This window comes from Streptomyces sp. NPDC085932 (assembly GCF_044540525.1).
Classification (GTDB): domain Bacteria; phylum Actinomycetota; class Actinomycetes; order Streptomycetales; family Streptomycetaceae; genus Streptomyces; species Streptomyces levis.
The window spans coordinates 1,209,613-1,224,275 of the sequence record NZ_JBITSJ010000001.1; the positions used below are offsets into that span (position 1 = coordinate 1,209,613).

General features: G+C 71.8%; 11 protein-coding genes. 10 read left to right on the forward strand and 1 reads right to left on the reverse strand.

Going from position 1 to position 14,663, the window contains the following annotated elements; translation table 11 throughout:
* Positions 1–154 precede the first annotated feature (154 nt).
* The 7 genes from ACIGAQ_RS04940 to ACIGAQ_RS04970 all read left to right on the forward strand — a co-directional run bounded on the left by ACIGAQ_RS04940 (position 155) and on the right by ACIGAQ_RS04970 (position 10,160).
* Positions 155–1,444, forward strand: a complete 1,290-nt coding sequence (locus ACIGAQ_RS04940) for a sugar ABC transporter substrate-binding protein (RefSeq protein ID WP_311688856.1) — start codon at positions 155–157, stop codon at positions 1,442–1,444.
* 6 nt (positions 1,445–1,450) lie between these two features.
* The gene (locus tag ACIGAQ_RS04945; RefSeq protein WP_399779199.1) at positions 1,451–2,344 is read left to right on the forward strand and encodes a carbohydrate ABC transporter permease; all 894 of its coding nucleotides are present in this window, start codon (positions 1,451–1,453) and stop codon (positions 2,342–2,344) included.
* Positions 2,341–3,249, forward strand: a complete 909-nt coding sequence (locus tag ACIGAQ_RS04950; RefSeq protein ID WP_399779201.1) for a carbohydrate ABC transporter permease — start codon at positions 2,341–2,343, stop codon at positions 3,247–3,249. The genes ACIGAQ_RS04945 and ACIGAQ_RS04950 overlap by 4 nt, the downstream gene beginning before the upstream one ends.
* Before the next feature lie 50 nt (positions 3,250–3,299).
* Entirely contained in the window at positions 3,300–4,547 is a 1,248-nt protein-coding gene (locus ACIGAQ_RS04955) for a glycosyl hydrolase (RefSeq protein WP_399779203.1), read from the forward strand.
* Positions 4,544–6,547 (forward strand): endo-beta-N-acetylglucosaminidase, encoded by a 2,004-nt coding sequence (locus ACIGAQ_RS04960; RefSeq protein WP_399779205.1) that lies wholly within the window; start codon positions 4,544–4,546, stop codon positions 6,545–6,547. The genes ACIGAQ_RS04955 and ACIGAQ_RS04960 overlap by 4 nt, the downstream gene beginning before the upstream one ends.
* A gap of 25 nt (positions 6,548–6,572) precedes the next feature.
* Positions 6,573–9,587, forward strand: coding sequence for an alpha-mannosidase (locus ACIGAQ_RS04965; RefSeq protein WP_399779207.1), 3,015 nt, complete (start codon positions 6,573–6,575; stop codon positions 9,585–9,587).
* A gap of 99 nt (positions 9,588–9,686) precedes the next feature.
* Entirely contained in the window at positions 9,687–10,160 is a 474-nt protein-coding gene (locus ACIGAQ_RS04970) for a carboxymuconolactone decarboxylase family protein (protein WP_311688844.1), read from the forward strand.
* A gap of 27 nt (positions 10,161–10,187) precedes the next feature.
* Here ACIGAQ_RS04970 and ACIGAQ_RS04975 read toward each other — a convergent pair whose 3' ends face one another.
* Positions 10,188–10,892 carry a FadR/GntR family transcriptional regulator gene (locus ACIGAQ_RS04975; RefSeq protein ID WP_311688842.1) on the reverse strand — a complete coding sequence of 235 codons (705 nt, stop codon included), beginning with the start codon at positions 10,890–10,892 and terminating at the stop codon, positions 10,188–10,190.
* A 163-nt stretch (positions 10,893–11,055) separates the two neighbouring features.
* Here ACIGAQ_RS04975 and ACIGAQ_RS04980 point away from each other — a divergent pair, with 163 nt between their 5' ends.
* The 3 genes from ACIGAQ_RS04980 to ACIGAQ_RS04990 are packed head-to-tail and all read left to right on the forward strand — an operon-like array spanning position 11,056 to position 14,640.
* Positions 11,056–12,129, forward strand: coding sequence for a sugar ABC transporter substrate-binding protein (locus tag ACIGAQ_RS04980; RefSeq protein WP_399779209.1), 1,074 nt, complete (start codon positions 11,056–11,058; stop codon positions 12,127–12,129).
* Positions 12,126–13,619 carry a sugar ABC transporter ATP-binding protein gene (locus tag ACIGAQ_RS04985; protein ID WP_399779211.1) on the forward strand — a complete coding sequence of 498 codons (1,494 nt, stop codon included), beginning with the start codon at positions 12,126–12,128 and terminating at the stop codon, positions 13,617–13,619. The genes ACIGAQ_RS04980 and ACIGAQ_RS04985 overlap by 4 nt, the downstream gene beginning before the upstream one ends.
* Positions 13,612–14,640, forward strand: coding sequence for an ABC transporter permease (locus tag ACIGAQ_RS04990; protein WP_399779213.1), 1,029 nt, complete (start codon positions 13,612–13,614; stop codon positions 14,638–14,640). The genes ACIGAQ_RS04985 and ACIGAQ_RS04990 overlap by 8 nt, the downstream gene beginning before the upstream one ends.
* Positions 14,641–14,663: the final 23 nt, after the last annotated feature.

Below are 14,663 nucleotides of genomic sequence, written 5' to 3' on the forward strand. Positions count from 1 at the left end.
AAGAGGGAGAGGTCCGATCTGACCTGCGGGAATGCCCAGCTAATGACTTTAGCTGCCAGGAATCCATTGACTTTCTCGAACAGGACGATGCAAGGTCTGGCCCGGCGTCATTCCCGCCGCCCTCCCACCCCCGTTTCCCAAGGAGCCGGTCACCGTGCGCATCTCCCGCAGAGCCTTCGCCGCCGCTGCCGTCGCTGTCCTCCTGCCCCTCAGTGCCTGCGGCTCCGGGGGTGACCAGGGCGGCTCCGGTGACGCCTCGGGCAAGGTAGAAGGCGACATCACGTTCCAGACCTGGAACCTGCGCGCCAACTTCAAGCCGTACTTCGAGGGCCTGATCGCCGAGTTCGAGAAGAAGTACCCGGGCACCGACGTGAAGTGGGTCGACCAGCCCGCCGAGGGCTACGCCGACAAGATCAGCGCCGACGCCGCCGGCGGCACCCTGCCCGACGTCGTCAACGTCTCCCCCGACCTGGTCGCCCCGCTCGCCAAGGCCGGTCTCGCCCTCGACCTGGACAAGGCCGCACCGCAGTACAAGAAGGAGTACCTGCCCGGCGCCTGGGACGGCCACCGGATACCGGGCATGACCGGCACCTACGCCTTCCCCTGGTACCTCAACACCGGCCCGCTGTTCTACAACAAGACCCTGTTCCGGCAGGCCGGGCTCGACCCGGAGAAGCCCCCGAAGACGTACGGCGAGCTGTTCTCGGCCGCCCTGCGGCTGGCGGAGAAGAGCGACGGCAAGGTCGCCACCCTCGCCAACGTGCCCACCATCGAGGACTTCGGCCGCTACGGCGTCCCGCTGATGAACAAGGAGGGCACCGCCTTCACCTTCAACGACGCCAAGGGCGTCGAACTCCTCGCCAAGTACAAGGAGCTGTACGACGCGAAGGCCCTGGACCCGCAGGCCCTGACCGCCACCCCCGAGTCCTCCGGCAAGAAGTTCCTCACCGGGGCCGTCGCCATGAACCCCGGCAGCGCCCTCGACCTCGGCAACTTCAAGAAGCAGGCGCCGAGCCTGTACAAGAACATCGGCATCACCGACCAGATCACCAGCACCGGCCACGTCAACATGTACGTGATGGGCGTGATGGTGAACTCCCAGTCGAAGCGCAAGCCCGCCGCGGTCGCCTTCGCGCACTTCGTCACGGACGCGGCGCACCAGATGTCCTTCGCCAAGAAGGTCGCCATCTTCCCCAGCACCGCCGGCTCCCTCGACGACCCGTACTTCACCAAGGAGGACGGCACCGACGAGACCCGCGTCCGGGTCGCCGCCGCCAAGTCGCTGAAGACGGCCGTCAACTACACGCCGGTGCTGTTCAGCGAGCAGATGAAGATCGCGCTGCGCAACGAGGTCGCCAAGGCGCTCCAGGGCAAGCAGAGCCCGAAGGAAGCTCTCGACAACGCTGTCAAGGAGTGCGACCGGCTCCTGAAGCAGCAGGGCTGACGCACCATGGCTCTCTCCGGCACCTCCCGGGTGCGGCGCCAACTGCCCACCAGCCCGTGGCTGTTCGCCGCCCCCGGTCTGCTCGTCATCGGCGCGTTCGTGCTGTACCCGTTCGTCTCCACGGTGGTGAACTCCTTCACCGACCGCCGCACCCTGATCCCCGGACGGTTCGTGGGGCTCGCCAACTTCCGCGAGCTGCTGCACGACGACATGTTCTGGATCGGCCTGCGCAACAGCACGCTCTACGTCCTCGGGGTCGTCCCGCTCCTGGTCGTCCTGCCGCTGCTGCTCGCCCTGCTGGTGCAGAAGAACATCCCCGGCATCGCCTTCTTCCGGTCCGCCTTCTACACCCCGGTCGTCGCCTCGATCGTCGTGGTCGGGCTGATCTGGGTGTGGCTGCTCGACGAGCGAGGCCTGGTCAACTCCCTGCTGGAGACGGTCGGCGTGGGCCGGGTCGGCTTCCTCAGCGACCAGTGGCTGCTCCTGCTCAGCGCCATGGCCGTGACGGTGTGGAAGGGCCTCGGCTACTACATGATCATCTATCTCGCGGCGCTCGGGAACGTACCGCGCGAACTGCACGAGGCCGCCGCCGTGGACGGAGCGGGCGCGGTGCGCCGCTTCCTCACCGTCACCGTGCCCGCCGTGCGCTCCACCATGGTCCTGGTCGGCGCGCTCTCCTCGGTCGCCGCGTTCAAGGTGTTCTCCGAGGTGTACCTGCTGGCGGGCCCGAGCGGCGGCCCGGCCGGCGAGGACACCACCCTGGTCATGCTCGTGCAGCGCACCGGCACCGGCCTGAGCGGCCGCGTCGGCTACGCCTCCGCGCTCTCCGTCGTCGTCTTCGTCGTCACCGTCGCCCTGATGCTGCTGGTGCTGCGCGCCGACGGGAAGGACGAGTCATGAGCCTGCTGGAGAAGACACGGGCCCCCGAGCAGCCGCCGGGTACGGCCCGCGAGCCCCGCGTCACCGACGAGCACGGCCGCCGCGTCCGGGTCTGGGAACTCGCCCTGCGCTACGTCCTGCTGCTCGCCGTCCTCGCCCTGACCATCGGCCCGTTCCTGTGGCAGCTGTCCACGTCCCTCAAGGGCCCCACCGAGGACATCTACAGCTCCCCGCCGACGTTCCTGCCGGGCCATCCGACCCTGCACAACTACGAGCGGGTCGCCGACACCATCCCGGTGTGGGACTACGCCCTGAACTCGCTGAAGGTCGCCACCGCCAACGTCGTCACCAACTGCGTCGGCGCGGCCCTCGCCGGCTACGCCCTGGCCCGGCTGCGCTACCGGGGCCGCCGCGCCGCCACCCTCGCCTTCATCCTCGCCATGCTCGTGCCGGTCGAGGGCATCATCATCGCCCAGTTCACCACCATGCGGGACCTCGGCCTGAACAACACCCTGATCGGCGTCGTCCTGCCCGGCTGCATCGGCGCGATGAACGTGCTGCTGATGCGCAACGCCTTCCTCAACCTGCCCTACGAGATCGAGGAAGCGGCCTTCGTCGACGGCGCCAATGTCTGGCAGCGCTTCCTGCGCATCGCGCTGCCGTCGGTCAAGGGCACCCTCGCCGTCGTCGCGATCTTCGCCTTCATGGGCGCCTGGGACGACTTCCTGTGGCCGCTCATCGTGCTCAGCGACCCGTCCAAGTTCACCCTCACCATCGGCCTCAACTACCTGCACGGCACCTTCGCCAACGACGAGCGCCTCGTCGCCGCGGGCACGATCATCGCCGTCGCGCCGCTGATCGCCCTCTTCGCCTGCCTCCAGCGGTACTTCTTCCGCGGCGTCGGCGAGGGCGCGGTGAAGGGCTGAGCGCCCGCGCCGAACGGCCGACCCCCCACACCGACACGCAAGGACACCGCATGCCTCCTGCCGTGCGCTTCGGCGTCAACTACACCCCCAGCGAAGGGTGGTTCCACCACTGGCTCGACTTCGACCTGGACTCCGTGCGCGCCGACCTCGACTCGATCGCCGCGCTCGGCCTCGACCACGTCCGCGTCTTCCCGCTCTGGCCGTACTTCCAGCCCAACCGCACGCTGATCCGGCCCCGGGCCGTGGAGCAGCTCGTGGCGCTGGCCGACGCCGCCGCCGAACGCGGCCTCGACGTCAACGTGGACGGCCTGCAAGGGCACTTGAGCAGCTTCGACTTCCTGCCCGCCTGGACCCGCACCTGGCACCGGCGCAACCTGTTCACCGACCCGGACGTGCTCGACGGGCAGGAGACCCTGCTGCGCACCCTCGCCGCAGCCCTCGCCGACCGGCCCAACTTCATCGGCATGACCCTCGGCAACGAGGTGAACCAGTTCTCGGCCGGCCCGCACCCCGACCCCGACCGGGCCACACCCGACGAGATCGACGCCTGGCTCGGCCGGATGCTCGCCGCCTGCGAGGAGGGCGCCCCGGGCCGGCTGCACCTGCACGCCGAGTACGACGCGACCTGGTACCAGGACGACCAGCCCTTCACCCCGGGCCAGGCCGCCCGGCACGGCGCCGTCACGGCCGTGCACTCCTGGGTCTTCAACGGCACCGCCCAGCGCTACGGGCGCACCTCCGTGCCGAGCGAGCACCACGCGGCCTGGCTGGTGGAGCTGAGCAAGGCCTGGGCCGGCGACCCGCACCGGCCGGTCTGGCTCCAGGAGGTCGGCGCCCCCGCGCCCCTGGTCCCGCCCGAGCACGCCGCCGCCTTCACCGAGGCGACCGTCGCGAACGCCCTGGACTGCCCGGACCTGTGGGGCATCACCTGGTGGTGCTCCCACGACGTCGCACGCAGCCTCGCCGACTTCCCCGAGCTGGAGTACGGGCTCGGCCTGCTGACCAACGACCGCAAGCCCAAGGACACCGCCCTGGTGCTGGAACGGGCGGCGCGCGGCCCCTCGTCCACCCCGGCGGGCCGCAGCACCGCCCTCGTCGTACCCGCCGACCCGGCGCTCCGTTCGCGGTGCGCCCCGGGCGGGCCCGTATTCGAGGCCTTCTTCCGGCTGGTCGCCGACGGGGCCCGGCCCACCGCCGTCCTCGACACCCGGGCCGGCGACCCGGAACACCTGGCCGCGCGCGGCATCACCGAGACCGTCACTCCCGACCAGGTCCTCGAAGGAGGCACCCGCTCGTGAACCCCACCCGACGCACCGTCCTGCTCGCCGGCGCCGCGGCCGCCCTCGTCCCCTCCCTGCCCGCCACGGCCGCCCCGAGAGCCGCCGCCGCGACCCGGCCGTACGCGTCGTACTGGTATCCGGACTCCCTCCCCTCCGGCAGTCCCGGCCCCGGCATCACCTGGCGCAGCCTGAAGTCCTGGCGCGCCGAGACCGACCCGGACCTCGCCTTCAACGCGTCGTCCGTGCCGCTGGCCGCCCGTTTCACCCCGGCCCCCGCCAACGCCACCGCCCGCGCCGGGCAGGCCCGCATCCAGTCGCTGGTCTCCTTCGGCCCCACCGCGAGCAACCCCTCCCAGGGTTCGGCCACTGCCGACTACTACGCCCTCACCCACTGGGCCTACATCGACGAACTGGTCTTCTGGGGCGGGTCGTCGGGCGAGGGGCTGATCCTCGCGCCGAACGCGCCGATCGTGGACGCCGCCCACCGGCACGGCGTGCCCGTCCTCGGCAACGTCTTCCTGCCGCCCGTCGCCTACGGCGGACAACTGCGCTGGACCCGCGACCTGGTGCAGAAGGACGCCGCCGGACGGCACCCGCTCGCCGAACGGCTGGTCGCGGTCGCCGAGGCCCACGGCTTCGACGGCTGGTTCGTCAACGCCGAGACCGGGGGAGGGGACAGCGCCCTCGGCGCCGACATGCTGAGCTTCCTGCGCGAGCTGAAGTCCCGCGCGGCGGCCAAGGGACAGCGCGTCACCTGGTACGACGCCATGACCGTGAACGGCACGGTCAGCTGGCAGGGCGCCCTCAACGGGCAGAACGAGCCGTTCTTCCGGACCTCCGACGACATGTTCGTCGACTTCCGCTGGTCCGCGGACAGCCTGGTCTCCTCGGCGAGCAGGGCCGAGCAACTGGGCCGCAGTCGCCATGAGTTGTGGGCCGGCGTCGACGTCGAGGCAGGCGGCTGGAACTCCACCGTGCGCTGGGACGCGATCGTGCCGGCGGACCGGGCGCACATCGCCTCGATCGGCCTCTACCGGCCCGAGTGGACCCGCAACCACCTGCCCGCCGACCGGCGGGGGCCGGCCGACTTCCACGCCGCCGACGACCGGTTCTGGACCGGCCGCTCCCTCGACCCGACCCGGCCGGACGGGACGGACAGCTGGCGCGCGCCCGCCGTGTCGGTCGCCGACCGCTCGACGGTCACCTCGGTGCCGTTCGCCAGCACGTTCAACACCGGGCACGGACTGCGCTGGTACGAGGACGGCAGGGTCACCTCGGACGCCCCCTGGAACCACCTCGGGCTGCAGGACCGGCTGCCGTCCCGGCGCTGGGCCGTGCACACCGAGGGCGGCCGCCCGGCCGTGACCTTCGACTTCGAGGACGCGTGGCGGGGCGGGAACAGTGTCCTGGTGGCCGGCGCGCTGACCGCGCCGGCCGTCGTGGACCTCTACGCGACCCGGCTGCCGCTCACCGCGGACACGGTCGTGGAACTGACCCACCGGACCGATTCCGGCCCGGTCCGGGTCGAGCTGGCCGTCGCCACCGCCGAGCCGGGCACGCCCGGCGGGACACCGCCGTACACGTACGTCCCCGTGACCTCGGGCGGCACCTGGCGGACCTCGACCGTCCGGCTCACCGGCCTGACCGGGACCATCCGGGCGATCGGCGTCCGGCTCACCTCGGCCGACGGCACGCCCGTGCGCTGGCGGCTCGGGGCCGTCGCCGTGCGCACGGCGCCCCGCACGCCGGCCGCTCCGTCCGGCCTGCGCGTGAGCGCCGCGTCCGGGGGCGATCTGCGGTTCGCCTGGAACCCGGCTCCGGGCGCGGTACGCCACTACACCCTGCACCGGCTCCTCCCCGACGGCACCCGCCGTTTCCTCGGCGGCACCTGCCAGCGGGCGTTCTTCGTCGCCGGGCAGAAACCCGAACAGGGCGAGCGCGCCGCACGGTTCGAACTGCGGGCCGTGGGGGAGCTCTACACCTCGTCGGCACCCGTGACCCTGACCCACCCCTGGTAACCACCCCCTCTAGGGAGCACCCCGCATGCATGACGACCGCAGCCTGGTCGAAGCCCGCCTCAAGCGCGTCCTCGACGAGCGTGTCCGCCCCGCCGTGTACCCCGAGTCCGTGCCGCTGGAGGTGGCCGTCTGGCACGCCCCCGGCGAGCCGGTCCCGGTCGCCGAGGGCCTCGCGGCCGAGCCCGAGCCGATCGAGGTGGGCGCCCGGTGGGGTGCTCCCTGGGGCACCAGCTGGTTCCGGGTGACGGGCACCGTCCCCGAGGCCTGGGCGGGCCGGACCGTCGAGGCGGTCCTGGACCTCGGCTTCGACGAGAACATGCCCGGCTTCCAGTGCGAGGGCCTGGTCTACCGGCCCGACGGCACCCCCGTGAAGGGCCTCAACCCGCGCAACCAGTGGGTCCGTGTCGGTGCCCCCGCCGAGGGCGGCGAGCAGGTGCGGCTGCACATCGAGGCCGCCTCCAACCCCGTCATCCTCGACTACCACCCCTTCCTGCCCACGCAGCTCGGTGACAAGGAGACCGCGGGCAGCGACCCGCAGTACACCCTCACCCGCATGGACCTCGCCGTCTTCGACGAGACGGTGTGGCAGCTGGTGATCGACCTGGAGGTGCTCGGCGAGCTGATGGCGGAGCTGCCGGTGGAGTCGGCGCGCCGCTGGGAGATCCTGCGTGCCGTCGACAAGGCGCTCGACGCCGTCGATCTCCAGGACGTCAACGGCACGGCGGCGCGGGCCCGTTCGTGCCTCACGGAGGTCCTCGCCACGCCCGCGGCCCCCTCCGCCCACCGCATCAGCGCCGTCGGGCACGCGCACATCGACTCGGCGTGGCTGTGGCCGCTGCGCGAGACCGTGCGCAAGGTGGCCCGCACCACCTCCAACATGACCGCGCTGCTCGACGACGAGCCGGAGTTCGTCTTCGCCATGTCGCAGGCCCAGCAGTGGGCGTGGGTGCGCGACCACCGGCCCGAGGTGTGGGCCCGGGTGAAGAAGGCCGTGGCCGACGGGCGGTTCGTGCCGGCCGGCGGCATGTGGGTGGAGTCGGACACCAACATGCCCGGCTCGGAGGCGATGGCCCGGCAGTTCGTGCACGGCAAGCGGTTCTTTCTCGACGAGTTCGGCATCGAGAACGACGAGGCCTGGCTGCCCGACACCTTCGGCTTCGCCGCCGGCCTGCCGCAGATCATCAAGGCGGCCGGCTCCAAGTACCTGCTGACCCAGAAGATCTCCTGGAGCCAGACGAACAAGTTCCCGCACCACACCTTCCGGTGGGAGGGCATCGACGGCACGCGGATCTTCACCCACTTCCCGCCCGTCGACACCTACAACTGCTCCATGAAGGGCAGCGAGATCGCCCACGCGGCCCGCAACTTCAAGGACAAGGGCGTCGCCCGGCACTCCCTGGCCCCCACCGGCTGGGGCGACGGAGGCGGCGGCACCACCCGTGAGATGGTCGCCAAGGCGGCTCGTCTGCGCGACCTGGAGGGGTCGGCGACGGTGACGTGGGAGACGCCGCGGGACTTCTTCGAGAAGGCCGCGGCCGAGTACCCCGAACCGCCCGTCTGGGTGGGTGAGCTGTACCTGGAGCTGCACCGGGCCACTCTCACCAGCCAGGCCAAGACCAAGCAGGGCAACCGCCGCAGCGAGCACCTGCTGCGGGAGGCCGAACTGTGGGCCGCCACGGCGGCCGTGCGCACCGGGTTCCCCTACCCGTACGAGGACCTGGACCGCATCTGGAAGACGGTGCTGCTGCACCAGTTCCACGACATCCTGCCCGGCTCGTCCATCGCCTGGGTGCACCGCGAGGCCCGCCGGACCTACGAGCGCGTCGCCGAGGAGCTGACCGGGATCGTCGAGGCCGCCCAGCGCGCTCTGGCCGGCGAGGGCGACACGCCGCTCGTCTTCAACGCCGCCCCGCACGCCCGCGCGGGCGTCCCGGCAGGCGGCGCGGGCGTCCCGGCCGGGCAGGAGCACACCGCCCTGACCCCCCGGCCGGGCGGCGGACACGTCCTGGACAACGGCCTGCTCCGGGTCGAGGTCGACGCCCGCGGACTCGTCGTGTCGGCGTACGACGTCGAGGCCGACCGCGAGACCGTCGCCCCCGGCCGGGCCGCGAACCTGCTCCAGCTGCACCCAGACTTCCCCAACATGTGGGACGCCTGGGACGTCGACGCGTTCTACCGCAACACCGTCACCGATCTCACCGACGCCGACGAGGTCGTCCCGGACGGCGACGGCGTGCGGATCGTGCGGTCCTTCGGCTCCTCCCGGGTCACGCAGCTGCTCTCGCTCGCCCCGGGGGAGCGTCGGCTGGTCGTGGACACGGAGGTCGACTGGCACGAGACGGAGAAGTTCCTCAAGCTCGCCTTCCCGCTCGACGTGCACGCCGAACGGTACGCGTCCGAGACGCAGTTCGGGCACTTCCACCGGCCCACCCACACCAACACCTCCTGGGAGGCGGCCAAGTTCGAGGCGTGCAACCACCGCTTCGTGCACCTGGAGGAGCCCGGCTGGGGCGTCGCGCTCGTCAACGACTCGACGTACGGCCACGACGTGACGCGCACCGTCCGCACCGACGGCGACGGCGGCACGACCACCACGGTGCGCGTCTCCCTGCTGCGCGCCCCGCGCTTCCCCGACCCGGAGACCGACCAGGGCGTGCACCGCTTCCGGCACGCGCTGGTGCCCGGCGCCGGCATCGGTGACGCGGTGCGCGAGGGCTGGCGGATCAACCTCCCGGAACGGCCGCTGACCGGTGCCCGTGAGGTGGCGCCGCTGGTGACGTGCGACCAGGACGCCGTGGTGGTCACGGCCGTCAAGCTGGCCGACGACGGCAGCGGGGACGTGGTCGTCCGGTTCCACGAGGCCTTCGGCGGGCGGACGCGTGCCACGCTCACCGCCGGCTTCGAGGTGGCGGACGTCGCGGTGACGGATCTGCTGGAACGCCCGCTGGCCGATGCCCCGGCACCGCGGGCCGAGGACGGCCGGATCGCGCTGCGGCTCCGCCCGTTCGAGCTCATGACGCTGCGGCTGCGGCGCGCCTGAACCGGGCCGGGAGACGCAGGTCACATCCGTGCATGTCACATCGGGACGAGCCGCCGGCTCATAAGGGCGTAAGCACCGACAACGACGAAGGAGCTCACCATGAGCGCGCGTCTGGACGTCTTCGCCACCCCGAGCGGCAGCAGGCTCGTCAAGCAGTTCTCCTCCGTGGGGCGGCTGGTCGCCGAGTCGGCGTTGCCGGCCGCCACACGGGAGCTGGTCTCCCTGCGCGTGAGCCAGATCAACGGGTGCGCGGTCTGCCTCGACATGCACACCAAGGAGGCCACGGCGGCGGGCGAGTCCGCGGTACGGCTCCACCTGGTCGCGGGCTGGCGGGAGGCGACGGTCTTCACCGAGGCCGAACGCGCCGCGCTGGAACTGGCCGAGCAGGGCACGCGCATCGCGGACGGCGCCGGCGGCGTCCCGGACGAGGTGTGGGAGCGGGCCGCCAAGCACCACGACGAGGAGCAGCTCCTCGCGCTGGTCACCCTGATCGCCTTCATGAACACGGCGAACCGGCTGAACGTGATCCTGCAGCAGCCGGCCGGCGACTACCGGCCGGGTCAGTTCACGTAGCCGCGGCCGGCGGGCCCTGGGCGTGTCCTAGGGCCCGAGCTGCGCCCGCAGCCACTGTTCCACCTCGCCCACGTGCGCGGCCGCCGCCGCGCGGGCCGCCTCCGGATCGTGGGCGGCCAGGGCGCGGTGGATCGCCGCGTGCTCGCGGCGGGTGCGGGCGAAGGCGCCCTCCTCCTGGTAGCCGCGCCAGACCCGGGCACGGAACGTGCGCGACGACAGGCCCTCCAGGATGGCGGCCATCGTCTCGTTGCCCGCGGCCACCGCGATCACCCGGTGGAACGCCAGATCGTGGGCGATGATCTCCTCCGGATCCTCCGTGGCGTTCATCGCCGCCAGATGCTTCTCCACCTCGGCCAGCTCGTCCCCGGTGATCCGCGCGGCGGCCAGCGCCGTCGCCGTCGACTCCAGGATCCGCCGGATCTCCAGCAGTTCCACCAGCCGCGGGCCGCGCGACAGGTCCGCCACGACCCCGAAGGTCTCCAGCAGGTCGCCGGCCTCCAGCTGCGTGACGTAGATGCCGGAACCGTGCCGGGCCTCCAGCACCCCCAGCACCGTCAGCGCGCGGATCGCCTCCCGCATCGAGCTGCGGCTGATGCCCAGCTGCGCGGCGAGGTCACGCTCGGTCGGCAGCCGCTGGCCGGGCTCCAGCCGGCCCTCCGCGATCATCGCCTTGATTCGCTCGATGGCGCGTTGCGTCACGGTGCCCTTCTGGGGGGCTGTCTCGTCGTCCACGCCACTCCTCCGATCAAGCGCTTCGGCGCAGTCTAGCCAGCCGAGTGGTCAGACCACTACGAGTCAGAGGTGCAAAATCTGACGCCGAGGGGTGTTCTGGCGCTGAATTGGTCTGATAAGTATGCGGGCATCTGCTCGAACCCGGTCGATGGGAGCGCCACGGATGCCCGGAAGCACAGTGCGCAAGCGGAACACGTCCCGGATCGCCGGCGCGATGGCCCTGGCCACCGGCGCCTGCCTCGTGCTCGCCGCGTGCGGCAGCACGAAGGACACCGGCGCCTCCGGGTCCGGCGGCGGTGACGGCACCGGCCGGGTCGGCGTGGTGCTGCCCCTGCTGACCTCGCCGTTCTGGCAGTCGTACAACGACTACGTGCCGAAGATGGCGAAGTCCGAGGGCGTCGACGCGATGAAGACCGTCAACTCCAACAGCGACCCCTCGCAGCAGATCACCGACATCAACAACCAGCTCAACCAGGGCGTGCGCGGCCTGGTCGTCGCCCCGCTGGACAGCGCCGCCATCGAGGCGGGACTCGACCAGGCCGAACGCAAGGGCGTACCGGTCGTCGCCGTGGACGTGGCGCCCGACCGGGGCAAGGTCGCCATGGTGGTCCGGGCGAACAACGTCGCCTACGGCGAGAAGGCCTGCCGCTACCTCGGCGAGCACATCACCTCCGGCAAGGTCGTGCAGATCATGGGCGACCTCGCCTCCGTCAACGGCCGCGACCGCTCCGAGGCGTTCCGCTCCTGCGTGAAGAGGAACTTCCCGAAGCTGAGGGTCCTGGAGATCCCCGCCAAGTGGGAGTCCGACACCGCGGCCTCCAAACTCGACACCCTCCTCAACGCCAACCCCGACATCAAGGGCATCTACCTGCAGGCCGGCGGCGTCTACCTGGCGCCCACCCTGCAGACCCTCAAGTCCAAGGGCATGCTGAAGAAGGCCGGGCAGCCGGGCCACCTCACGATCGTCTCCAACGACGGCATCCCGCAGGAGTTCGACGCCATCCGCAGGGGCGAGATCGACGCGACCGTCTCCCAGCCCGCCGACGCCTACGCCAAGTACGGCATGTACTACATCAAGGCCGCGATGCAGGGGAAGACGTTCGAGCCCGGCCCGACCGACCACGACTCGACCATCGTGAAACTGCCCAGCGGCATCCTGGAGGACCAGCTGCCCGCACCGCTGGTCACCGTGGACAACGTCGACGACCCCGAGCTCTGGGGCAACACGGTCCGATGAGCACCCCACTCGTCGAGGCCCGGGGCATCGTCAAGCGGTACGGCCCCACCACCGCCCTCGCCGACGGCCGGATCACCGTCCTGCCGGGCGAGTCCCACGCCCTCGTCGGCCGCAACGGCGCCGGCAAGTCGACCCTGGTCAGGATCCTCACCGGCCTCCAGGCGCCCGACGGGGGCACCGTCCACTTCGACGGCGAGCCCGCGCCCCCGCTCGCCGACCGCGAGGCCTGGCGCCGCACGGTCGCCTGTGTGCACCAGCACCCGACGGTCGTACCCGAACTGACCGTCGCCGAGAACCTGTTCATCAACCGCCAGCCGCTCCGGCGCGGCCTCATCAGCTGGCGCCGGCTCAGGACCGAGGCCGCCGCGCTCCTCGACACCTGGGACGTGCGCGTCGACCCCGCGGCCCGCACCGCCGACCTCAAGGTCGAGGACCGGCAGCTGGTGGAGATCGCCCGGGCGCTCAGTTTCGGCGCGCGCTTCATCATCCTCGACGAACCCACCGCCCAGCTCGACAACCGGGAGATCGAGCGCCTGTTCACGCGCATGCGGGCGCTGCAGGACTCGGGCGTCACCTTCCTGTTCATCTCGCACCACCTCCAGGAGGTGTACGAGGTCTGCCAGGCCGTCACGGTCCTGCGGGACGCGCGCTGGATCACCACCGCCCCGGTGAGGGCGCTGCCGCGCCGCGCCCTGGTGGAGGCCATGGCCGGGGAGTCCGTCGCCGAACAGGCCGAGCGGCGGCCGGCCGCCGGGACCGCGGGACCCGTCCTGCTCGACGTCCGCGGCCTCGGCTCGACGGCCTACGAGAACGTCGACCTCACCGTCCGCCGCGGCGAGGTCGTCGGACTCGCCGGATCCAGCGCCGGCGGCAAGATCGAGTTGGCCGAGACGCTCGCGGGACTGCGCACCCCGACCGGCGGGACGGCCCTGCTCGACGGCACACCCCTGCCGTTCGGCGACGTGCGCGCGGCGCTGGAGGCCGGCGTCGGCTTCGTCCCGCGCGACCGGCACGAACAGGGCCTGGTCTTCGGCATGTCCGTCGGCGACAACGCCACGCTGAGCGTCCTGGGGCGGCTGGGCCGCCTCGGCTTCGTCGGCGCCGACCGCAGACGCGCGGTGGCCACCGGCCTGATCGAGCGGCTCGACATCCACGCCGAGGGCCCCGAGCAGCCCGTCTCCGACCTGTCCGGCGGCAACGCCCAGAAGGTCGTCATGGCCCGGGCCCTCGCCTCCGGCCCCCGGCTGCTGGTCCTCGTCAACCCGACCGCCGGCGTGGACGTGAAGTCCAAGGAGTCCCTGCTCGCCCGCGTCGACACCGCCCGCGAGGACGGCACCGGCGTGCTCGTCGTCTCCGACGAACTCGACGACCTGCGGCGCTGCGACCGCGTCCTCGTCCTCTTCCACGGCCGGGTCGTCGCCGAGCATCCGGCGGGCTGGCGCGACCACGAGCTCATCGCCTCCATCGAAGGAGTGGACCACCATGGCTGAGACCGAGGCGGCCCCGCCGCTCGCGCCCGCGCGCGCCGCCGACCCGCGCGCCGCCAAGGCCGTCCTCCTCCGCCGGGCCCGCGAACTGGCCCTCGTACCGGCCCTGTTGGTGCTCATGGTGCTCGGCACGATCGTCAACGACTCGTTCCTCACCGAGCGCAACCTGATCTCGATCCTCGGCGCCTCCGCCGCCCTCGCGATGGTCGTCCTCGCCGAGTCGCTGGTGCTGATCACCGGCAAGTTCGACCTGTCCCTGGAATCGGTCGTGGGCATCGCGCCCGCCGTCGGCGCGCTGCTCGTGCTGCCCGCCGCCCAGTCCGGCTGGGGCGCCGAACTCCCCGCCGCCGTGGCCCTCCTGGCCGTCCTGGTCGCGGGCGCCGCGGTCGGCGCCTTCAACGGCGTGCTGGTCGTGAAGCTCAAGCTCAACGCGTTCATCGTGACCCTGGCGATGCTGATCGTGCTGCGCGGCCTGCTGGTCGGCGCGACCAAGGGCAAGACGCTGTTCGGCATGCCCGACGGCTTCTACGCGCTGGCCACCACCACCTTCCTCACCGTGCCGCTGTCGGTGTGGCTCGCCGCGTTCGCCTTCGCCGCCGCCGGGCTGGTCCTGAAGTACCACCGCGTGGGGCGCGCGCTGTACGCCATCGGCGGCAACGCGGACGCGGCCCGGGCGGCGGGCATCCGCGTGGAGCGGGTCATGCTCGGCGTGTTCGTCGTCGCGGGCGTCCTCGCCGCGGTCGGCGGCATCATGCAGACCGGCTACGTCGGCGCGATCAGCGCCAACCAGGGCCAGAACATGATCTTCACGGTGTTCGCGGCCGCGGTGATCGGCGGCATCGCCCTCGACGGCGGCAACGGCACCATGTTCGGCGCCCTGACCGGCGTACTCCTTCTGGGCGTCGTGCAGAACCTGCTCACCCTCGCGCAGGTGCCGTCGTTCTGGATCCAGGCCATCTACGGCGGGATCATCCTGGTCGCCCTCATGATCGCCCGGGTGACGACCGGCCGCGCCCAGGACTGAACCCGCCCCGACCGACGAAAGGC